The organism is uncultured Psychrosphaera sp., assembly GCF_947500655.1.
Classification (GTDB): Bacteria; Pseudomonadota; Gammaproteobacteria; order Enterobacterales; family Alteromonadaceae; genus Psychrosphaera.
Window position 1 is genome coordinate 152,587 of the sequence record NZ_CANMSK010000001.1, and the last position, 23,286, is coordinate 175,872.

Annotated in this window: 20 protein-coding genes; 8 read left to right on the top strand and 12 right to left on the bottom strand. The window is 36.0% G+C overall.

Annotated elements, in window-relative coordinates:
• Positions 1-10: 10 nt before the first annotated feature.
• Both Q0940_RS00685 and Q0940_RS00690 read right to left on the bottom strand, forming a co-directional pair.
• A complete protein-coding gene (locus Q0940_RS00685; protein ID WP_299262727.1) occupies positions 11-1,957 on the bottom strand; it encodes a hypothetical protein in 1,947 nt (648 codons plus the stop codon).
• A 479-nt stretch (positions 1,958-2,436) separates the two neighbouring features.
• Positions 2,437-3,081 carry a hypothetical protein gene (locus Q0940_RS00690; RefSeq protein ID WP_299262729.1) on the bottom strand — a complete coding sequence of 215 codons (645 nt, stop codon included), beginning with the start codon at positions 3,079-3,081 and terminating at the stop codon, positions 2,437-2,439.
• 312 nt (positions 3,082-3,393) lie between these two features.
• On the opposite strand from Q0940_RS00690, the gene Q0940_RS00695 reads away from it, so the two are divergent.
• Entirely contained in the window at positions 3,394-4,086 is a 693-nt protein-coding gene (locus tag Q0940_RS00695; protein ID WP_299262731.1) for a DUF3299 domain-containing protein, read from the top strand.
• 169 nt (positions 4,087-4,255) lie between these two features.
• On the opposite strand, the gene Q0940_RS00700 is transcribed toward Q0940_RS00695, so the two are convergent.
• Complete coding sequence (locus Q0940_RS00700; RefSeq protein ID WP_299262733.1) at positions 4,256-5,167, bottom strand: LysR family transcriptional regulator; 912 nt, start codon at positions 5,165-5,167, stop codon at positions 4,256-4,258.
• A 131-nt stretch (positions 5,168-5,298) separates the two neighbouring features.
• Between Q0940_RS00700 and Q0940_RS00705 the strand changes: the two genes are divergently transcribed.
• The 5 genes from Q0940_RS00705 (at position 5,299) to Q0940_RS00725 (ending at position 11,170) form a co-directional block, all read left to right on the top strand.
• Positions 5,299-6,447 carry an MFS transporter gene (locus Q0940_RS00705; RefSeq protein WP_299262735.1) on the top strand — a complete coding sequence of 383 codons (1,149 nt, stop codon included), beginning with the start codon at positions 5,299-5,301 and terminating at the stop codon, positions 6,445-6,447.
• A gap of 39 nt (positions 6,448-6,486) precedes the next feature.
• The gene (locus Q0940_RS00710; RefSeq protein WP_299262737.1) at positions 6,487-7,155 is read left to right on the top strand and encodes a peroxiredoxin-like family protein; all 669 of its coding nucleotides are present in this window, start codon (positions 6,487-6,489) and stop codon (positions 7,153-7,155) included.
• A gap of 208 nt (positions 7,156-7,363) precedes the next feature.
• A complete protein-coding gene (hflX, locus tag Q0940_RS00715) occupies positions 7,364-8,707 on the top strand; it encodes a GTPase HflX (RefSeq protein WP_299262739.1) in 1,344 nt (447 codons plus the stop codon).
• A gap of 207 nt (positions 8,708-8,914) precedes the next feature.
• Positions 8,915-10,513 (top strand): B12-binding domain-containing radical SAM protein, encoded by a 1,599-nt coding sequence (locus tag Q0940_RS00720; RefSeq protein WP_299262740.1) that lies wholly within the window; start codon positions 8,915-8,917, stop codon positions 10,511-10,513.
• Positions 10,514-10,573: 60 nt separating this feature from the next.
• Positions 10,574-11,170: a hypothetical protein gene (locus Q0940_RS00725; protein WP_299262741.1), complete on the top strand. Its 597-nt coding sequence runs from the start codon at positions 10,574-10,576 to the stop codon at positions 11,168-11,170.
• 158 nt (positions 11,171-11,328) lie between these two features.
• On the opposite strand, the gene Q0940_RS00730 is transcribed toward Q0940_RS00725, so the two are convergent.
• From Q0940_RS00730 to Q0940_RS00740, 3 genes are all read right to left on the bottom strand, one after another.
• Complete coding sequence (locus tag Q0940_RS00730; protein ID WP_299262743.1) at positions 11,329-11,856, bottom strand: RidA family protein; 528 nt, start codon at positions 11,854-11,856, stop codon at positions 11,329-11,331.
• 86 nt (positions 11,857-11,942) lie between these two features.
• Positions 11,943-13,274, bottom strand: a complete 1,332-nt coding sequence (locus tag Q0940_RS00735; protein ID WP_299262745.1) for an aminotransferase class V-fold PLP-dependent enzyme — start codon at positions 13,272-13,274, stop codon at positions 11,943-11,945.
• 293 nt (positions 13,275-13,567) lie between these two features.
• The gene (locus tag Q0940_RS00740; RefSeq protein ID WP_299262746.1) at positions 13,568-13,912 is read right to left on the bottom strand and encodes a DUF3718 domain-containing protein; all 345 of its coding nucleotides are present in this window, start codon (positions 13,910-13,912) and stop codon (positions 13,568-13,570) included.
• 480 nt (positions 13,913-14,392) lie between these two features.
• Here Q0940_RS00740 and Q0940_RS00745 point away from each other — a divergent pair, with 480 nt between their 5' ends.
• Both Q0940_RS00745 and Q0940_RS00750 read left to right on the top strand, forming a co-directional pair.
• Positions 14,393-16,366: a prolyl oligopeptidase family serine peptidase gene (locus Q0940_RS00745; RefSeq protein WP_299262748.1), complete on the top strand. Its 1,974-nt coding sequence runs from the start codon at positions 14,393-14,395 to the stop codon at positions 16,364-16,366.
• Positions 16,367-16,655: 289 nt separating this feature from the next.
• Positions 16,656-18,326, top strand: coding sequence for a SulP family inorganic anion transporter (locus Q0940_RS00750; protein WP_299262750.1), 1,671 nt, complete (start codon positions 16,656-16,658; stop codon positions 18,324-18,326).
• Between the two features lie 280 nt (positions 18,327-18,606).
• On the opposite strand, the gene Q0940_RS00755 is transcribed toward Q0940_RS00750, so the two are convergent.
• The 6 genes from Q0940_RS00755 to Q0940_RS00780 form a co-directional block, all read right to left on the bottom strand.
• Positions 18,607-18,879: a hypothetical protein gene (locus Q0940_RS00755; RefSeq protein WP_299262762.1), complete on the bottom strand. Its 273-nt coding sequence runs from the start codon at positions 18,877-18,879 to the stop codon at positions 18,607-18,609.
• A 70-nt stretch (positions 18,880-18,949) separates the two neighbouring features.
• Entirely contained in the window at positions 18,950-19,153 is a 204-nt protein-coding gene (locus tag Q0940_RS00760) for a hypothetical protein (protein ID WP_299262764.1), read from the bottom strand.
• 152 nt (positions 19,154-19,305) lie between these two features.
• Entirely contained in the window at positions 19,306-20,940 is a 1,635-nt protein-coding gene (locus Q0940_RS00765; protein WP_299262766.1) for a PrsW family intramembrane metalloprotease, read from the bottom strand.
• Between the two features lie 74 nt (positions 20,941-21,014).
• Positions 21,015-21,449, bottom strand: coding sequence for a DUF1493 family protein (locus Q0940_RS00770; RefSeq protein WP_299262767.1), 435 nt, complete (start codon positions 21,447-21,449; stop codon positions 21,015-21,017).
• A 215-nt stretch (positions 21,450-21,664) separates the two neighbouring features.
• The gene (locus tag Q0940_RS00775) at positions 21,665-22,342 is read right to left on the bottom strand and encodes an NAD(P)H-dependent oxidoreductase (RefSeq protein ID WP_299262768.1); all 678 of its coding nucleotides are present in this window, start codon (positions 22,340-22,342) and stop codon (positions 21,665-21,667) included.
• Positions 22,332-23,282, bottom strand: coding sequence for a glutathione S-transferase family protein (locus tag Q0940_RS00780; RefSeq protein WP_299262770.1), 951 nt, complete (start codon positions 23,280-23,282; stop codon positions 22,332-22,334). The genes Q0940_RS00775 and Q0940_RS00780 overlap by 11 nt, the downstream gene beginning before the upstream one ends.
• Positions 23,283-23,286 lie beyond the last annotated feature (4 nt).

Sequence of the window (23,286 nt, forward strand, 5' to 3'; positions counted from 1 at the left end):
ATAACGTCTCCTATAGCAAACTTATTGCTGTGCCTATACTTTTGTTTAACAAAGTAACATCATATGTTTTACTCGAAAAACTAAATACAGTGACAGATTTGCCACGACGACGGCCAAATATTCTTACTGAACCAACCAATTTAACTTGACCACTTATTAATGTTGTTTCAGCAGTCCAGTTTACATTACCCACTACTAAAAACTCTGAGCCTACGCCATCATCTAAATCTAATGTTGTTCCAAAAGCTAGTCTTGCCGTTAACGGGTAATTTGTTTCTAACACCGTAAATTCAGCATCTACACCAGCCCTTAGATTTCGACCTTTAAAACCACCATATATATTAGCTGTCATGCTATACCCTGGTGTTACTGTACGGCCAATACTGCCACATAAAATGATTGTACTTTCAGTCTCTAATACCTCTTGGCAGTCATCTTCATTACTAATGAGCTCTAATGCATCTTCAATAGTTAGGCCTACTCGCCCACCAACAGATATGATAAAGCCAAGCTTTATAGGTCCGAAACCATAAGCTAAAGATGCGACTTCCTGCTCTTTTTCAACACTAAATTCTTCTTCTAAACCTAAGAAACCGAGCTCTTCTTCATCTGATTCACTAAATAGCACCTCATCAAATACAGATACTTGAGTATCATAAAAAGCAAGTTGTGTTGTTACCTCAGCTTCAGCATACGCATTACCAATGCTTACACTATAATTACGCCCTATTTTGCCCGCTAAAGATACATCAGCCTCATTAAAGCTAAAAGCACCATTTCTTGATAAGCTATTTTCAGTTGTTATCGTATTAACAAGCTTGATCTTACTATTACCAGCAGAAAGGCTTTTCTCACGATTGAATGAGATTTCTGTCGCACCTGTCTCTGGCTCACTCTCTCTTACCATAACAACATCAATGTCAGAACAATCATTAGCATCGGCATCGTTATTTCCATCTTGGCTAAAGTCTGTAGAAATACATCCTCGTACAGTAAAGCTTGTTTCTGTAGCGTAATCACCGTCGGTAACTGCAGATAAAGCATCTCCTTCTAAATACAGATCATGGTAAATGCTATTGGGAGTACCTACGTCCAAATTAGTTAATGAAAGAGTATTTGTTATATTACCGTCACCTTCCGGATCAAAGGTTAACTCAAGCTCAACAGTTGAGTCATTATTTGGGATCAAACTATAAGAAAGTGTTGCAGTACCTGGCAGATCACCTAATGCTTCAAGCTCTTCATCTGTAAGATCAAAAGTAAGATCATCTACACTCATATCACTATCAGAATCTAGATCATCATATAAGTCATCTGGTATTTCAGATTCATCAATTAAAGAAAAATACGGGTCAACACCGTTATAAAGCAGAGATGAAGAGACTGAAAGTATAAGCTTTTCGCCATTTTCTTCAGCCACAAAAGGTAATAGTGCTACAGAGTCTTCCGATGATAAACCATAAACAATATCAACACCGCCAGATGCTAATGTTAAGGTTGGTAATTCAATATTTGTAGTAGATTCAATTTCCTCCTCTTCATCATAAAATATAGCAACAAGGGTTACTTCAGTACCTTCTTCCCCCATTTCTTCACATTCACTAACGGGCCAAATATTATCTACTACTTCAACTGGCACACCATTCGTTTCCACTTCAACGACAATAGCAGTAGAGTCACATAAACGAGGATCATCAGGGTCAGTTGGATTAGTTTCTTGAAAACGAAATGAAACTGGCACATCGACTGTTATTACTTCACTCTGTGAAGTTGTTACAAAGATTGAAAATGTAACTGGAATACTATGATTCACCATAACCGGCGAATCCGTATCTAAATCATTAAAAGCAAAAGTGCTAACTCCGACAGTCAACTCGTTTGAATTATCATTTGAATCCCCAAAGCATCCCGTCAAAGCTAACGAGCTAAGGACAAAAAGCTTAGTAAATATTTTCATTAAATATACTCCTGTTAAACTTAAGTCATTAGGCAACCCAATAACCTTAAGAACTTTAATATTTGAAAAATATAGCATTTTCAATATGACTGAGTGGTCTTATAAGCAAAGGAACAAAAAAAAATCATTAAATTACTTGGCTGAAAAAAAGAAAAAACAATAGAATTTTCATTCTATTCAATACATTTAAACTCAATTACCATCAATTGAATTAAATAATAATTTTTATCGTCCCTGTCATATCGCTTTACAATTTATACAGAAAGCAAAATAACAACAAAATAACAAAGCCACCCATCTTTATACCCAATAAAAAAGCGAACCATACGGTTCGCCCTGCCTGATCTTTATTTTACTTATCGCTTACGACTTAAAACTTACTACTGCTTTTATTTTTTTAGCTTTTTCGCTGTCCGTTTATCAGAATTTTTAATGATCAATTTAAGGTTATTGATTGAGCAAGTAACGAGGGTGCAATTTTACATTTCTTCATCTAAAACATAATCAACTAAGCTTTTAATTTTTTCAGCAGTAAACTGTGGTGACTCTTGCTCTTCAATGTGGCTACTTTGAGTTCCATTAGTGTGCATGTCAGTTTTATCTAATAGTTTTATTATTTCACCTGAAAGTCTGTCTCTGGTATTTTTCCCCCACACTGTTATTGCGACTAAGTTAGCATCTGGTGTAATTGATATATCTTCCTTTAAATAGCTTTCGGTAATGAAATACTTTTTTGTTGCTCTACTTAAAAAGGCTTTAACAAAATTAAGACGATCAACTGGGCTAGCTATATTATTCAGCGTAGTTGCATAACGACTTGCAATTAGAACTGCATTTTTATAAGCCTGTAACTTATTTACATTAACCACTTTTTTAGCACTCAAACTATATAGACAAATTGGTTTGTTAAATAAAAATGGTAGGTCAGCATGCATTTTAGCAAAAAGACTATCTTTAGAAACAAGGGGGAAATCACCACATTTATTTGTAGTACTTTGGTTTGTCACTCTTTGTATTTGAGTTTTATCCTGAGTAAATTCTACATCTTTCACAGGAAAGGCGTGTAGCGAGTCATTAACTCCAGTTAACACAATACATATTAAAACAGCTGATATTTTACTCATTCTATTTCCTTATTTTTACTCTACATAATAAAAAAGAGTAGTTAATCTACCATAAGATTTAACTCTACCATCATGTGTTTTCGAGAAATATGAATACCAAAGATAGTCATTTTTTAATATCCCTATCTTTACTATCAGCTAAAAGCGAACCATAAAATTAGCAATGCTTTTGATCTTGGTTTTACTTACCGCTTACGACTTAAAACTTACGACTGCTTTTCGCTCACAACTGCTTTTCTGTTTTTTTAAGCTATTTGCTTTTAAAATGATATGCTATATCATTTAACCGCATTCATTTTTAACGGTATTAATATGTATAAATTACTCACAATCATTACTTTTGGCGTTCTTATTGGAGTTACGGCATTACAACTGTCGGGTTGTAGTTCTGAAAAAGAAACGAATGAACAAGCGCAAGTTGTTGAAACGGCTGAAACAATCAGTAATGACAGCCCTCAAAAAAATGACACTGAAAATTCCAATATTCAAAAGCCTGTTAAGCAAACATCTGTAGTTAATTATAAAACCATAGAGTGGATTAATTTAATGCCTAAAGATGATCTGGATGCCTTGCTAAATCCACCTGATTATCTTGCAGATATACAAGATGGCTCTATTGAAGATCAGATGGAAAACCAAATTAAAAATGCAATTAGCGCTGCTAATGACGACCGTTACCAACAAGCACTTGTATCTGCTAATGTTGTACCAGAGATGGATAATCAAGCGATAAAGATCCCGGGCTTTATTGTGCCGTTAGAATTTAATGAAGACGAAACTGTTACCCAATTCTTTTTAGTACCCTATTTTGGCGCTTGTATTCATCAGCCACCACCACCGCCAAATCAAATCATTTTTGTTAATTACCCAAAAGGCTTAACGCTAGAATCTCTTTATGACCCTTTTTGGATATCTGGAATATTAAGTACCTCTGTTATTCAAAATGATATGGCCACCGCCGCTTATACAATGGAAGTACAGCATTACGAACTTTACACCGAATAAATGAATAAGAGAGACACCCACCTTTAAAATCCCAATCTTTAATATCAGCTAAAAGCGAACCATAATGTTCTCCCGGCTCTTGCTTTACTCTTTTTTCACTTACCGCTTACGACTTATAGCTTACAGCTGCTTTTCTTCTTTTTAAGCTGTTCCAACTAAAAAACGAAAGCTACGCTTTCATACTCTTCTGAATCTCCTCCCTCGCCTCTAAGGCAATTTCAACAAACGCATTAACCGTTGCGCTGCTGTTGTTTTTTTTATATTGAACTTGTACTGGAATTTGAGTAGTTACGTTTTGTAATTTAATAAAGTGGCAGCCTTTGCTGTATAGCTTGCGTACGCAGTACGGGGCAATTGCTACGCCTAATCCTGCAGCTACTTCTGTTACTAATGTTTGCATGTGTCTTGGTTGGCTTATTATATTTGGTGAAAAGCCTGCTTGTTTGCATTGCGTTATGGTTTCGTCAAATAGGCCGAGTGCTTCATCGCGGTTAAATAGAATAAATTGTTCGTTCTTTAATAGGGCTAAATCAAAGCTTTCTTTGCTGGCTAATGGATGGTTTTGATTAACAATGGCGACGAGTGTATCTATGTAAATATTGTGGCTAGTAAATTCGTCGGTAATTGAGTTGGGTAATAACCGTGAGAATGCGATGTCTATTTGTTCATTTTTAAGAGCTTCAATTTGTTCGGTAACTGTCATTTCAAATAAAGTGACGTGAACATGCGGAAATTTTGATTTATAAGTACTTATTAAAGTCGCCATAAATGCTAAACAAGCTGAGCTTAAATAAGCAATATTAAGTGTGCCCACTTGACCATTTTGTGCGCGTTTGACTTGAGTTTTGGCTTGCTCAGTGAGGGTTAAAATATCGTTGGCATCTTTTAATAATTGTTCACCGGCTTGAGTAATGGCCACATCTCTGGAGTTACGGTTAAACAAGCTAACGCCTAGTTCGGATTCCAGTGCAGAAATATGTCGGCTAATTGCTGGCTGTACTGTATTTAACTCACGCGCGGCTTGTGAAAAGCTTTTATGCTTTGCTACTGCGATAAAACTTTTTAACGTTTTTATATCCATCAGTTACTCACTTTTAATATGTGCAGCTTATAGCCATACATTATCTGTATAGATTCAATTAAATACTAACATTTTTGTTATGACTTAATAACCCGTATCCTGTGCTTATGTTTTATTTACTTGATATAAAAATGAATACATTAACAACCTTTGGTAGCTTTACCCTCCTGTGCATTTCCAGTTTAACCATTATGGTAGGCACCTTACTCGCTCCAGGTTTGGTTAGTATATCTGACGGGTTAGGCATTGTAGAAAACTCTGTATTTTTGATCACGCTACCATCATTAGGCGCTGTGGTATTTGCCCCTTTAGCGGGTAAATTAATAGATAAATATGGCGCATATAAATTACTTATTATTGGATTACTTTTATATGGCTTATTCGGCACTAGTCTTTATTTTTTGAACGGTCCAACACCTGTATTCATTAATCGGTTTTTGCTTGGTGGTATAACCGCAATTGTGATGGCAAGCAGTACGGTTTTAATCTCCATGTGGTATCACGGTGAAGAACGTTTAAATATGATTGCAAAACAAGGTATGGCGGTTGAACTTGGCGGTGTTATCTTCTTATTTTTAGGTGGATTACTGGCTTCATTATTTTGGGGTTTACCGCTTATATTGTATTTAATTGCTGGATTATTTTTAGCAATGCTTTTACTGTTTGTACCACCTAAACACCCACTTAATACCAACACAGAGCAAGCAGTTGAAGGCCGGTCAAATACCTCTACAAAAATGTCACTTAAAAGTGTTTATATTGTTTCTACGTTGGCCATGACTATATTTTTTATTTCTACCGTTTCACTACCAATTACCATGAACGCGCAACAATTTGATGAAGCTGAAATAGGTAGATTGTTAGCTTTTATTTCCCTAGTTGCAGTAGCTACTGCTGGATTTATGCCTAAAGTAACTAAGTTACTGACTGAGCAGAAGACATTGGCTTTGGCCTTTATCGCTTATGGCGTATCTTATTTATGCTTTTTACAAGCTAGCACTGCATTTTTGTTTTTTGGCGCGGTATTAATTGGTATTGGATTTGGATTTACTATTCCACTATTAAACCACATGACGGTTGAGCTAAGTGAAGTGAATGTTCGTGGTCGTAACTTGTCGTATTTCACTATGGCGGTGTTTACGGGGCAATTTTTAACATCGTTTATTGAATATATCCCTGGCGGTATTACAAATGTATTTATTGGTTGTACTGTCTGTTCTGCTCTTATTGCGGTTATTTTGTTGGTAACAAGCCGTAAAACCCATGACCGACTTAATTAGTACTAGTTAAACAAATGAAATTGAAGTGTAAGGAAAAATATGAAAACGTTAAAACAACAAACTGAAGAAAAAGTAGCAGGTGGTAGAAAAGCTAAACCTGAGTTTATGGCAATGGTTGACAAGTTACTGGCTGAACAGGCTGAGTTCAAAAAAGGAGAGAACGCTCTTAAGCTTGCTCAACAAGCACCTGACTTTGTATTGCCAAATCAAAAAGGTGGGTCTGTATCTTTAGCTAGTTTATTAGCAAAAGGCCCTGTTGTGGTTACTTTTTATCGTGGTAGCTGGTGTCCGTACTGCAACTTACAACTTAGAGCTTTGCAAGCTCGTTTAACTGATATCCATGGTTTAGGCGCACAACTTGTTGCTATTAGCCCAGAAGTACCTGACGGCTCATTAGATACCACTGAAATAGACAATATGGAGTTTAATGTATTGTCAGATCAAGATTCAAAAGTAGCTGCACAATACGGCGTAGCATGGGAAGTGCCAGACTTCTTTCTTGAACATATGAAAGTAGACCGTGGACTTGATCTTAACGCCGTTAATAACATAACTAACGACAGTGAAGACAGCAGCACAATTCTGCCTATTCCCGCTACATTCGTTATTGATAAAAAAGGAACCGTAACTTGGCGCTATGTTGACGTGGACTACAGAACACGTTCAGAGCCAGAAGATATTATTACCGCGTTAAAAAACTTGGTATAAACATTTTTCTGAGCTGTTTATAAAAAAGTAACTCGCCGAGGGGCGAAATAAGATCTAGCGGAGAAAAGAATTAAAATTATGACTTACAACTTTTAATGCTTATTCCTCTATAACAGCGTAAGCTTGCACCCTTATTCATATTAAAAATTAGGCTTGCGCTCTTTATTTTTTAAAAATTAAATAAATAGTGCATTAATAAAAAGACTTTATGCAGTTAACAGCAAAACCATCACTTAATAACGCTTTATTAATTTCCGTTCGTACACCTGAATTTAGAGGCGCTGAGGCTGAAGAGTCATTGGCTGAACTTGCCCGTTTGGTGACAACGTTAGGCTTTAAAGTGGTTGGTACTCAATCGCAAAATCAGAGCTCAACTAAACGAGTAAATGTACTTGGTTTAGGTAAACTGGCAGAAATTGCGCAACTTACTGGCAACAAAGGTATTATTGAAGCGGCTGAAGATGAAGACGACGAGTTAGATTATGATCAAGACTTCGCAGAGATACCGTCGGATAATCTGCCATTAGCTTGTGCGGATGTGGTGGTATTTGATTGTGATTTAAGCCCTTCTCAACTGCGTAATGTTGAAAACCAATTAGGTGTAGAAGTATTTGACCGTACCGGCGTTATTATTGAAATATTTAGCCGTCACGCTCGTACCAAAACCGCTAAGTTACAAGTTGAAATAGCCCGTCTTAATTATGTTGCACCAAGACTACGTGAAACCTCTACTGGCGATAAAGAACATCAAATGGGTAAAGGCGCTGGTGAAACGACGTTGGAGCTTAATCGCCGTAATGTTCGTGATCAATTAGCTGAGCTAAAACGCCAATTAGCAAGCGTACAAGAAGAAATGAAAGGTAGACGTACACAACGTTCTGAGCATTTCTGTGTTGCCTTAGTTGGTTATACCAATGCAGGCAAGTCGTCTATGATGCGTGCCATTACCGGAAGTGAAGTGGAAGGTGAAAACAAACTTTTTGCTACGCTTGATACTACGGTACGTGCCCTATTTCCAATTACGCACCCAAGAATATTAGTGTCTGATACAGTAGGTTTTATTAAAAAACTACCACATGATTTGGTTGCATCATTCCATTCAACCTTAGCAGAAGCACACGATGCGTCGTTATTGTTGTATGTGGTTGATGCTTCCGATCCATCATTTCGTAAACAACTTGATGTCGTACACGAAGTATTAGAAGAAGTTGGTGTTGAGGGAAGTGAAAAATTACTGATATTAAACAAGTCAGATCAACTAAGCGCTGAGCAGCAAGCGGCGCTAATGGTAGAGTTTCCAGATGCCATGTTAACATCTGCCCGTGACCCAGAAGATGTTGCTAAGCTGCATGAGTACATTGTTAAGGTTGCCGAACAAGGCATGATTGAAGAAGAAGTGATTGTGCCTTATACCGCCAAAGGTATTGTAGGTGAAATTCGCAACAGCATGAGTGTGACAAAAGAAGAATATGAATTTGACCATATCAAACTCACCGTTCGCTCAAGTGCCATAGACTTAGCGCGTTTGAAAAAGAAAATGCTTGAGAAATAGACGCTAAGAATCAAATAACAAAAAGCCGATTAATGTAACGTTAATCGGCTTTTTGAATCCAGAAAAATAGCTTTGCTCAACGTAATACAAGATTAGTCCTACTGTGATTGAATATATCAGTTAACTAAAAACAAATTAGACGCTGAATAGAATCAGCGATTCCTGTATTATTACGCCCATAGATTCAACCTAGACTTAAGATCCTTAATGGCGACTCAACAATTCGATAACCAACTCACAATTATGCGTACCGATGTAAATGTAGATAACACTGGTGTTATCAATACGTTACATACCGACAAAATATTACTAACCACGCTTAATTCAAAGTATATCCATGCCAGTTTAGGTTTACGTTATCTGTACGCTAATTTAAAAGACTTACAAACATGTTGTGAAATAAAAGAGTTTGTTATTCAAACCCGCCCGCTTGATATTGTTGAGCAAATATTGGCATCTAATCCAACTATCGTGGGCTTCGGGGTTTATATCTGGAATATTGTTGAAACCACTAATGTGGTTAGTCTGTTAAAGGTTATCGCACCAGAAGTTATCGTTGTATTGGGTGGCCCTGAAGTAAGTTATGAATCTGAGTCTCAAGCCATCGTTCAAGACTCTGATTATGTGTTAACGGGTGAAGCTGACATTAGCTTTTATGAGCTTTGTAGAGATATTATTAATAACAACGCGCCTGACACCAAAATAATGAAGTCTAAGCCTGTCGATCTAAAAGATCTTGAAATGCCCTACCAGTATTACAGCGATGAAGACTTAAAGAATCGTTTACTTTATGTAGAAGCATCTCGTGGCTGCCCGTTCAAATGTGAGTTTTGTTTGTCGTCTTTAGACACAAAATCAAATCCTTATGAGCTAACGGTTTTTTTACAAGAAATGGAAGTGCTGTATCAACGTGGCGCACGTAATTTTAAGTTTATTGATAGAACCTTTAATTTAGACATTAATACTTCCATTCAAATTATGCAGTTTTTTTTGGATAGAATGACCGATGATCTGTACCTACATTTTGAAGTTGTGCCTGATCACCTGCCTAGAAAATTAAAAGAGATGTTGGCTCAGTTCCCTGCAAATACATTGCAGTTTGAAATTGGTATTCAAACCTTTAATCAGGAAGTGCAAACCAATATTAGTCGCAAGCAAAACAACCCAAAATCAAAAGACAATTTAATTTGGTTAAAAGAAAATACTTCGGCGCATCTTCATGCTGATTTAATTTTTGGCTTGCCAGGTGAAACCTTTGAAAGTTTTAAAGATAGCTTTGACCAGCTTTATGCCTGTCAGCCACATGAAATTCAAATGGGTATTTTAAAACGCCTTAAAGGCAGCCCAATAATCAGGCACACAGAAAACTTTGACCTGCGTTTTAACCCACTGCCGCCGTTTAATATATTAAGTACCGACCGAATTGATTTTGCCACTATGCAGTTGGTCAATCGATTTGCCCGCTATTGGGATATGATAGGTAATTCAGGCCGTTTTAAACACACCTTAACTCACCTGTTAACGGATAAGCCCTTTGACGACTTTATGGCCATCACCAATTGGTTATTTAATGCAACGGGCCAAACTCATAAAATTAACCTTAAGCGCTTATATGAATTGATGTCGCAGTCGGTTGAAGCCTTGTTCCCTGAAAAACATCAAGATGTGTTACCAAAAATTGAGATGGATTACACCGCATCACAATTAAAAGGCGCGTTTAGTACTCTTAATCTTTATGCCCACGAGAAAAAACAAACAACCAGTTCTGGTAAGTTATTACAGCGACAAAAACAACATATGCAGTAGTCGTTTAAGCTATTTATTCGACTGATAAAAACACCAATGACTATATAAAAAGGACATTCCATGAAAATATTCACATTACCTTTATTACTATTAATTCTTTCGGCTTGTACTCATAGAAGTATTTCCAACCCAGAATTATTAAAACAACCTAATACACCTCAAGTTAAGTACGCTAAAAAGGATTTAAAAGTATTTCCGTTAAATGTAGATGCTGCCCAGTCTTGTTACACCAGTAGTGCAGGAGTAAATACAACCAGAACAACATGTTCAAATAAAGGACGGTTGAATACGATTACTAATGTATTTAAAGAACGCGGTTTACAAGCGGTACAAGCTCAAAAGGGAAGTGAATTATCAGCTCCTAACCTTTCGGTACAAACTGATGAAATTAATTGGCTTTTAGAGCGTATTACAGGATTGGGTAATATTATAACGCTAGGGTTATTACCTATGTATCATTACGAAGATTTTGTTGTTAGTTATAAAGATCCTACCACTAATGTTGATATTACTGAGGAAGTTACCATTACCTCAACCACCTCTTGGTTTTCACTATTTAGAACCATGCCAGAAGAATTAGAAGGTAGTCGTGCTAAATACAAGGTAGAGGAAAATCTTATTCGTAAAGTATTAGATGACGCAAAAGTAGGTAAATAAACCGTACATCTAAACCGTTTATAAGATGTTAAGTTTGTTTTAACAACAAACCTTAAAAGTAAAAAAGACCGATAATTCGGTCTTTTTATTTATCTGTTACTTAGGTAAGTATACAAATTTACAAGTAGCTAATTTCACAACTAGATAAGATTTAGCCATTACTCTTTAAGTTCTATAATCGCGCTTATTTCAACCGACATATTCCCCGGTAATCCACTCATACCAACCGCTTCTCTAGCCGCTTTACCGTCGTCACCAAATGCAGTTACAAATAAGTCTGAAAAGCCATTGATTACTTTTGAATGATCGGTAAATGTCGGTGTTGCGTTAACCATGCCGGTAATTTTTAATACTTGTTTTACCTTAGATAAATCACCAACAGCCAGTTTAATAGTAGATAACGCACATAAGCCCACTAACTGAGCCGCTTGGTATCCTTGTTCAACATTAAGATCATCACCCACCTTACCTAATACGCTTTTTCCTTCACATGCGCCGTGACCAGACAAGTACAAGGTATTGCCCGAACGTCTCCATGTTACATAATTGGCAATTGGTTTCACAGGCTCTGGTAATTCCAAACCAGCTTCTGTAAGGCGTTGCTCTGGTGTTGTTGTTTTAGCACAAGCCGCTAAAGCGGTTATTAGAGTAATTGATAAAGCCGTTATTAATAGGTATTTATTCATGGAATTTCCTTTAAAGGTTATATTGCGCAAACTTTATGTGCGCAGTTATTTGTTTTAATTATTTACTGTGATTTTTACTGTGGTATTTAAACAAGCTTTTTCATCGCAGCTACCAGCTTTCCAACTTCATCACTTGATACAAATACTTGTGGTGTAATACGAATACAACTACCACTTGCAAGTCCGACACGCACAACAGTGAACACGCCAAATTCTTTTTCTAAACGCTGTTGTAAATTTTTCGCATCTTTTAATGTAGTTTTACCAGCGAGCCTAAACGCCCCCATTCCCGTTGATGACTCTTTATCTAAACCTCCGAGTACTTCAATATGTGGCATTTTTTCAGCTTCACTCACCCATAAAGAGCGTAAATAACGCAAACGCGCTTCTTTATTGGCTCCACCAATGGCCTGATGAAAGTCGATAGCTGCAGGCAATGTTAGAATTGCAGCAAAATTTACAGTTGCGGTATGAACTCGTGTGCTGATTTTAGTATTACCAGGATCTGACTCTCCAGGGTAAGGAAGCACCTTTTCTAACGAGCCTTTTTTCATATACAAAGCACCAACACCAACAGGACTACCAATCCACTTATGTAAATTAAACGCCGCCCAATCTACGTTTAAGTCGGTAATTTTAAAATCAAGTAAGCCCCAAGATTGCGCACAGTCGCAAATAACATCGATACCGCGTTGTTTTGCCGCTTCTGATATTTTGGCAACTGGAAGCGTTAAACCGTGCTGGTTACTTACATGGGTTAATAACATAAGTTTTAAATTTGGATTTTTATCAAATGCTTCTATATATAAATCGAGAATTTGTTGTTGATTAGCCTGTGGAGGAAGGATTACGTGTACTGGTTTTACTTTTCTGGATTCTGCTAACCATTTCATTGTTTCTTTAAAGCTAGGATAATCAATATCGCTATAAAGTACGGTTTGATTTGCTCCTAAATCTTTGTATTGTCTGATTAAGTTATGTACTGCTTCTGTAGCATTGCGAGTTAAAACAACTTCTTCAACAGTAACACCTAACGCCTCAGCAACTTTTTTTGTATTTAATTTATCATCCATTTTATAATTTTTACGAGCGTAATAAGACAGTTGTGTGTTAACCATTTCTGTTTTTTCAATAAACGTATCTTGTACTGGCCGAGCCATTTTTCCCCAATAACCATGTTCAAGATTAACAATACCTTTTGCTTTGTCGTAAAACTTTGCAATTTTAACCCAAAACGCTTCATTACTTGCCAACATCTCAGGTGTTGTACGTAGTGGAATTCTTGGTAACTCAATCGTACTAGTTTTAGAGCCAGACTTAGCTTGGCTTAAACTTGGAACTGCTAAAGTAAGAGCAGCCCCCGCAGTTAGGGTTTTTAACATTTTTCTACGGTTAAAATTTGTTAATTCTGAGCTCATTACTACGCCTTATATATACGAAAGGACAAACCAAATTAGCTACACTTTAGCTAAAGGGATATAACTAGGCATCCAATGTAAATTAAAACGATCAGTTGTGTAAAATGAATATTTTTGTCTTGTTATTTATCTGTTTTAGAAGGTAATTATAGAAAGTCTGTTTTTTTATAGCGGTTATTTTATACAGGTAAACATAGATAGAAAGGCAATGAAAAAGGTGGCCTAAGCCACCTCCTCCACATTCCAGAAACATTTTTACTTATAAGACTTTTCTATTAGCCTTATTTACTTCACTAATTTGCCGCTAAGTCAGTAATGTTAACTTGAGTCGTATATTTACCATTGGTTAACGCATTGTTCATTTTTTCTGGTGAATCACCAAACTCTTGCACAAATGCAACGATATTTTGGTTATTACAAGTCACCTTTTCAGCAATATATGTTTTGCTTAAGCCCGACTCTTTAATTACTTTATGTAATTGAATTTTACTTTTACCTGCAGCGGCAACACAAATTTTTGATGTTACATAATCATCTCCGGCTACAACTTTACTGGCAGCGTTTGCCATACCGATAGTTGATAAAGTTAATACGATTGTAGTTAGTGTTTTTGTCATTTTTTGTGTAAGTGTGTTCATAATGGTCATCCCTTAGTTAAGTTACTTATAAGATTGCAACCGAGATGCCATATTTTATTTTATATACTTTTCAAATACTTATAAAGATAAAATCTATTTCACGTCTATTTTACATAAGAACAAAAACCACAAAGTGGTTATATTAACCACAATTTAGCATTAAGAATGCTTGTGTACTTATTAAGCTCTATGTTGTAAAAAGTAGATTATTAATACTAGCGTTAATAAAAGATAGTTACTAAAAAAGCCCTCTGAAAACCTTGTATGAATTCTGCTGTCCGTTTATCAGAATTTTTAATGATCAATTTAGACTTATTAATCGTTAACCACATCCACCTCTGTTCTTATTTCAACCTCCTTTAGTATAAAAATAACTCGCAAATGGTAATACCAACCAAAATAATTGGTTAAATCATTTGGTTGACAGCGGATCTATTTTTAGTATATTTATCCGAAATAATAATTACAGGAAGTAAAACAGTGTTTAAATTCATCACAATTTCACCCTCCATCATTTTACTTTTATCACTCGTTACTTTTACTACTCAAGCAGCAGGCAAACAGTTACCACTAAATGCGTATAGCAAATTACCAGAAATTAGCATGATGCGAATATCACCGGATGGAAGTCAGCTTGCGTATCGTTCAAATAATGGTAAACAAGATGTTTTTGTCGTCAAAGATGCCAAAACAGGCAAAATTCAAGGTGCAATTAATGTGTCTTCAATTGATCCTCAACTTGCTTATTTTATTGATAACGAAAAAATAATATTAAAAGCATCTCAATATAAAAATATTACTGGATATAAAGGCATGCATCATGTCAGTTCTGCATTTATATTCAACATTGCCGACAAAGAAATTCGACAACTGCTAACACCAGGTTATGGCATCTATACTGGGCAAACATCTTTAGGTGATATTACTGGTATATCGGAAGATAAGAGCATTGCATACATGCCAGCTTATATAGGCGATGAAGGAATTAAACACCATGAGCCTCAATTAGAATTAACACAAGTTTCATTAGATAAAAAGCGAAAACCTAGAAGCTTACGTAAAGGTACTCACGACACTATTAACTTTTTTGTAGACTCAAAAGGAAATGTTATTGCTCGTGAACGTTACAATAACAAAACAGATAAACACCTAGTTCAAAGTCAAGTGAATGGAGAATGGGTTGATATTTTTTCTGAGGAAACTAAATTTAGATACCGGAACTTCCCAGGGATAACCCCGGATAAAAAAAGCTTAGTTATGACCGTAACAGGTGAAAACGGACATCGAAATTATTACACCATATCCCTCACTGACGGAACAATCTCAGAAGCAATATTTTCCAAAAAAGATGCAGATGTAGAATACGTATTTACCGATATTCAAAAAGTCGTATATGGAGTGAGATACTCAGGCTTTAAACCTAGTTATGAATTTTTCGATAAAAAATTAACTAAAAAATTACAATTAATTCAACAAGCTATGCCAAACAATGTGTTTTATTTAGAAGATAAAACAGAAGACTGGTCAAAAATAATCTTTCGTTTTGAAGGTGAAATGGCAGCTGGCACCTATCTGTTATATGAAAATGGTGGTTTCAGTTATTTAGCCAGTCAATATTCGGCAATAGCAGCTGAGCAAGTTTACCCAATTAAAGAATATTCATATCAAGCAAGGGATGGATTAACAATACCAACTCTTCTAACCTACCCTACACTAGATAAAACCACAGGTAAAAATCTACCTGCGATTATTATGCCCCACGGTGGCCCGGAATCCTATGATAGAATTGAATTCAATTGGTTAGCACAGTATTTTGCTAACCGTGGCTTTGTGGTTATTCAGCCTCAATTCAGAGGTTCAAAAGGGTTTGGTATTGATCACATATTAAAAGGCCGTGGTGAATGGGGCCAAAAAATGCAAGATGACCTTACCGATGCAGTTACCGCGTTATCTGATGAAGGGGTTATAGATCATAATAACGTATGTATTGTTGGTTGGAGTTATGGCGGATATGCGGCATTAGCTGGAGCCACTTATACACCTGACTTATATAAATGTGCAATATCAATCAATGGCGTTAGTGACGTTGAAGAAATGTTAGATGAGGAAAAAGACAATTATGGTAGTGATAGTGAAATATTGTCTTATTGGAAAGAGGTTATCAATAAAAATAAAATGTCAGACGATTTTTTACAAAAGATATCTCCGATAAATTACGTAGAAAACATTAAAATTCCGGTATTAATTATTCATGGTACTAGAGATAAAGTGGTACCGTTAAGCCAATCAGAAGATTTCTTTGATAAGATGGAAGACGCCAATAAAGAGGTTAGTTACTTGGAGTTAAAAGGTATTGGTCATAGTATTTTAGACAATCCATCCCGTTTGAAAATGCTACAAGAAATCGACTCTTTTTTACAAAAAATATGCTGTAATTTAAAAATGAAAAGGTAAGGCATTATTAACTGATACCTTACCTAAATTAACCTATTAATTTAGAATACTTTTTAGCTGTTAACTTCTTAACGGTTAACAATCAATTTTCTTAGTCGATTTGAACAGCTTAATTAGACTCTGATTTGTTATAATTAGTTAACGATCAATTTACGTTTATCAAATAAACAAAAACGAGCGACCAACACCTCTTACCAATCAATAACTTATTTACTAAATAAAGATCTTCCATATACTCTCGACTGTTAACAAACTTCGTCTCCTCATTCTGATTTAGGGCTTTTGTGTTATGTTTGATAGTCGTTTTGATAGTGTCGACCTAAAAGGTGATATTTTTGGTGGTGTAACAACTGCAATTATCTCTTTGCCATTGGCTTTAGCCTTTGGTGTTGCTTCTGGTGCTGGCGCTGAAGCTGGGCTTTGGGGCGCTATTATGGTTGGTCTTTTTGCTGCGCTTTTTGGTGGTTCCACCACTCTCATTTCTGAACCAACAGGACCCATGACCGTTATTATGACGGCTGTATTAACCAGTATGATGGCAAAGTATCCAGAAACCGGTATTGCGATGACATTTACCGTGGTTATGATGGCCGGTGCTTTTCAAATTCTACTTGGCACGCTCAAACTCGGAAAATATGTAACCTTAATGCCATACAGCGTTATATCTGGCTTTATGTCCGGCATTGGTGTCATATTAATTATCTTGCAGTTATCTCCACTTTTAGGGCATTCGGCACCATCAGGTGGCGTTATGGGCACCTTATTAGCGTTGCCAAATACCTTGTTAAATCTTAAATTTAGTGAGTTATTTTTAGGTGCCCTTACCTTAGGTATATTATTTTATTTACCCAAAAAATATAGAAAGTTAGTTCCTGCCCAGTTAGTTGCTTTGGTGGTTGTTACGCTTATCTCTATCATATTATTTGATACCGACACCATCAGACGTATTGGTGAAATTCCTGCAGGTCTTCCATCAATCGTTATTCCTCACTTTAATGCTGATATGTTTACCATTATGGTTATTGATGCTTTGGTATTAGGTACATTAGGTTGTATTGACACTTTGTTAACAGCGGTAATTGGCGATTCCCTTACACGTAAAGAACACGACTCTGATAAGGAGCTTAGAGGTCAAGGTTTAGCCAATATGATCTCAGGTTTATTTGGCGCACTTCCTGGAGCTGGTGCGACTATGGGCACAGTAACTAATATCCAAGTTGGCGCTAGGTCGCCTCTATCTGGAATTGTCCGCGCTGGTGTTCTCGCGTTGGTGGTTCTTGTTGCTGGCGGTTTAACCGAACCAATTCCAATGTCTGTATTAGCGGGTATTGCTGTTTATGTTGGCTTTAATATTTTAGATTGGAGTTTTATACAACGCGCTCATAAAATCAGTCTTCAAGGCATGGTGATAATGTATGGAGTAATGTTCCTAACGGTGTTTGTTGATTTAATTGCAGCTGTTGGACTAGGTGTATTTATTTCAAACATTATTGTTATTGAAAAACTAAGTAAAGAACAGGCTCGTAAAATTAAAGCGATTAGTGACGCCGATGAAAATGACGTACCGTTAACTGACAATGAACGCCAGCTGTTAGATAAAGCCAATGGGGAGGTATTATTCTTTTATCTTTCAGGCCCAATGATATTCAGTATATCTAAAGCAATATCACGACAACACAGACGAATATCTGAATATCAAGTTATGATCTTAGATTTAACCGACGTTTCTATGATAGATGTAACCGTTGGTTTAGCACTAGAAAATGCCATAAAAGATGCGCTAGATGCTAAATGTGAAGTGATATTGTTATGTGAACACACTCAGACACGCCAGCGACTAGAAAAACTGAATATATTTAAGTTAATATCATCAAACAGTCGTTTAGAAAAAAATGAGTTTAAAAGCAGAACTGAAGCACTACAGGCTGCTTTGGTCCATGTAGAAAAAAATACTTTATAAGACAGTCAAAACACAAAATTCCAACATAAAAACGCTAGGTGTTAACCTAGCGTTTTATTTTTACCGACTTTTCGTTACAGCAGAATTTAGTAATTTATCAGCAGTTTATATATGAAAATATTGCGTGACTATCCGATTTTCGAAAGTACAGTTAAATTTCATCAACGGTTATCAAATAAAGATATACAAAAAGGTTTTAAGTAGTTGAGTTAGTCGCAGGAAAAAGAGATTTATTAAATACCAAGGTGAAAGCAAAGCATTAAATTCGCTCAGATAAAAGCTAACTTCCTTTCTTAAGGCGCATTGATAACGCAATTACGATCCCTGTTGCTAAACCGGTCGCTATGCTGCCACTTAGGCCTAGTTGTATCATAAGAGGTTTTAATACAAATAAAGACAAAACAACAAACGGGACAAGCAAAATTGCTGCGACTTTAAAATCAACAAAGAGTTTAATCTCTCCTGAGCAATGTGGGCATAACTTTACTTTACCCATTTTATTTAAGGCTTTTGAGAACAAGCCAACCTTTTTATTACAATGTGGACATTCCATAACATCTTCCTTATTTAATTACTTACCAAGCATGGGGTAAACGGACTTTACGATACCTTGTGATGTAACTTTATATACTTTGTATAGATATATTTTCACACTTAGATTCTTGAACTACTTGCATCACATCTACGACTTTACTGTGCTCGGTATTCCGGTCAACGACAATATGAGCTAAGTCACATTGAGGTAATGAATTCAGCGATTTTAGTAAATCGTTAACAAGGTTACCTTCGACTTTTATAGAATGCGCACTCAGTTCGACAATAACCATTTGATTTTTCTTTGAGCATGCAATTGTAAAATACAAAATTAAAATAACTACCAAAAATATTCTCATCATATCTCCGTGTCCACATAAGGTTTGGCTAAACGATAAAATAAAAAAATGCCTCTAATACTGAACTACCAACATTCAAGTTACCTTTACATTCGGCCCACTTTTTCATACGACTTAATCTTTAAAATACTCATCCAATAGCCTTTGGTAACGTTAAGCTCTCCAAGTACTTCAATAAGTATAAAAACCAAGAAAGCAGAATTCAGGATCATCATAAACAAATTAATATTGGCATTTTCAGCACCAAACTTGTAACCAATCGCCGCATATTGATACACAGCGATAATGCTTAATGACAAAGCTAAGAACTCCGAGCTTCTGATCAACTGGCCTTTTTTCGTATTAAACTCTGAATAATTAAGCGCATTAGTAATAGCTCGCCCGTAGCGCTGCACTGCTATATATAAGATACCTAAAGATAAAAACTTTAATTCCCCTACCCAGCCATCTGACAATAACCAAAAATCATAAAGTCCATGAATAAAACAAGCCGCTATAAAAGCAAAAACAAAATAACCGGCACTATAATTTATATCGCCTTTATATTTTCCGTACATTAATCCGTAAGCGATAAATGACGTTAGCGCCATATGTAAGATAGTTGCAGAAACAGACCTACTTAAAACGTCGTCTAACCCGGCTTGGTGGAAGTACATAAGGTTTTCCATAAAAGCAAAGCCCAATGCGCATACTGAAGCATAAACAATGTAATCCATAGATTCGTTGATGATATTGGTAAATCTGAGCAAAATTAAGAATGGAATGATTTTTATAGTTTCTTCAATAACACCAATGGCAAAAATAGAATAAAGTAAGTCATTTAAATAACTGCCATTTAACTCCCAACCTAAAGTGACAAAATAAAAATCATATAGTGGAGTTGCCAACATAGAAAAACCACTACCTAAACATAAAGCAAAAAGGATATGCTTTAATTTTTCAGTTTCGTAAACGTCTACCCAAAGGATAAATACAATCCAAAAAGCTAAGATCAATAACGCACCAACTAAGCCTGTTGTTGTCACGTCCCCTAACGAAAACGCATAAGCCGAATAGTCTTTTAAACTGCCATTTTTAAACAAGTGATGGCGTATTACCCGCTCAGGTATGTATTGTTTGGCTTCTGTATTTGACAACAGTTTTATTAATTTGTCTTCTTGTCCACTGGCTTCATAAACTCTGGCTAAATTGGAATATGCACCAGATAGATTCCCTTGAGCTTCAATTTCTTTTAAAAAATACCTTTCGGCGATAACATAATATTTCTTAGTTAAATATATATAGCCAATGGAGTTATTTAAGTAATGCAGATTAGTGTTTTTAACTTTTAAATAACGAAATAACGCCTTGTCATCATTACCTTTTATAACCTCCATATGGCCTATACCATAATAACCAATATCAGATGTTTCCGCATGATTAGTGGATGCAAATGTTGCGTATTGAAGTGCTATTGTTTGGTCGTCTCGGTATGCACCTTTGCCAATTTTTTTAGGTCTGTTAAAGTGGCTGCGAATTCTAGCTCTGTGAAAATCAATGTTTAACGGCGCAATCTCAATAAGCTCTTCATAAACACGTTCAGCTTTAATGTAATTACCCGCCATGATTGCATTTTGCGCTTGCTGTTCCAGAGGAATATTTTCAGTAGAAAAAAACAGGTTAACAATTAAAATACCAATTAAAAAAGGGACAACGAATAAGAATAACCATATTCCTCTCATTTAATTTCTTCCATTCTTATCTTCCATTATTATGTTGTTGCGATAGGCTGATATATTAACATTTATCGAGTGTTCTAGCCTAACCAAAACACACCAACCACTACGAGAGCAATAAGCAAAGCAATAAGGAGAGTAATAAGTAATAACTGTGAAAGTAAAATATCCCATCGCCTGTTGGGTATCTCATGAGCTGGATATTCTAACCCCCAACATTTTTGATTAGCATACTGCACAAGCATATCCGGCGTTATTGGTATTCTGGAAACACGTTTATTGGGTGGCAAAAAGATCATTCTAAATAGACTTGAAGCTTCTTCAGGAGAATGAAAGTACCAAAGAAAGTCATCAACATTCACACTATAGTTTTCTGAAAACACCTCGATAAGCTCAAATAGATCGTCACCAAATACACCAAAATCCTCGAATAAATCAGAGCCTGGTTTTATTGTTTTAGGGTCTATCCCTAGCGCTTCCTCTAGAAACAGATAAATATCTTTTAATACAATCATGTTTTAGCGTCTTTCTTAGTTGTGTCGGATTGCTGTGTGAAATCTGCGTGTGATTAAATCTTATTAACAAGCTATTATGGTCTTTTTATTTCGCAAAATTCAATCAACACCTTGTTTGTGTTGATTAAAAATAAAAAACTCTAATATAAAATTAGAGTTTTTACAGTTACGTGTTTCTGCTTTAACTAGGAGCTAGAGTATTAAACTGATAAAAATTAGTTCACTAATGAATTAGTCATTTCTTCAATTTGTTGAGTGATTGCTTCATCTTTTTCTGGATTATATTGATCAGCATGTACAAAACTAACATTCTGTATGCCAATGAAGCTTAAACAATGTTTTAACCACGGCGTTAAAAAATCAACCTCAGAGCCTAATTCTGTTCCGCCAGATGTCACAACCACAAATACTTGCTTGTTGTCTAATAAACCAACTGGACCCGTTTCAGTATAGGTAAAGGTTTCTTTAGAACGGCACAATAAATCGATAAATGCTTTAAACGACGCTGGCATTGAAAAGTTATAAATTGGCACGCCAATGACCCAAACGTCAGCCTCTTTTGCAGACTTAACAATATCATTCGACACTGCTATCGCTGACTTTTGCTCTGCAGTTCTTTGTTCATCCGGCGTGAAGTAACTCCCTACCATAGTGTCTGTTAAAAACGGTAAACCAGCACCAACATTTAATGAATCGCTTTCTACTGATGTTTTCTGTGACAAGTTATCAATAAATTGCTGAGTAATTCTTTTACTATGAGACTGCTCATTTCGCGCGCTTGAATCTATGTGCCAAACTTTCATAACGTTTTCCTTTTGTGTTGTGTTAAGTTTTTTACTGCCATTTTCATTAAGGCTCTTTAAACCGAACCATTTTCTAACATTAAATTTCATTTTCTAGGTTTCCTATCAATGGCACAATTCGATGCGGATTAATACTTTCATGAGAAAAGTAATAATGACGCTTTATATGCTCAAAGTTAGTCGTATTTTTAACCGCATTTAATTGGTATAAATTTTTGGTATAACGGGATAAATTTGGGTAATCCGCAATTCTCTTCTGACTACATTTAAAATGGATGTAATAAACCAAGTCAAAACGAACTAACGTGGTGATAAGCCTAATATCCGCTTCAGTAAGCTGGTTGCCAACAAGAAAGTCTTTGCCTTCAAGATGAATATCTAACTTGTCCAACGTTTTAAAAAGCGGCTTAACGGCCATGTCATACGCACTTTGATTTTTTGCAAATCCACTACGATAAACCCCATTATTTACGTTCTCATAAATCTCATCATTAAGAACATCTATGTCCGCTTGTAAAGCTTGAGGGTAATAATCATCGGAGTTCCCCGTTAACTCATTAAAAGCCACATTAAGAATTCTGATAATTTCAGATGATTCATTATTAACAATCGTATTGGTTTTTTTATCCCACAATATCGGCACTGTAACGCTAGTTGAAATGTCAGCTTGCGCTTTTTGGTAGACCTCATAAAGATGAGTACTATCAAACAACGGATCATTTGTTGTGCCTGCAAACTGGGTGTCGAAGGCTTTAGCAAAAGCCCAACCATTTTCAAGCATATCAGGGTGAACCACGCTCACAGAAATATGATCTTGCAAACCTTTCAACTCACGATAAATCAAAACACGATGCGCCCACGGGCAAGCATAACCAACATACAAATGGTATCGACCAGAGTCTGGTGTAAAAACCGCGTGGTCTTTATCAATAACATCTCTGAATGTACGGGGCTTTCTATCAAACGCTCCACTGTTGTCACTAGAGATAATACTACCCTCAACCCATTGCCCATCAATTAACTTACCCATGATT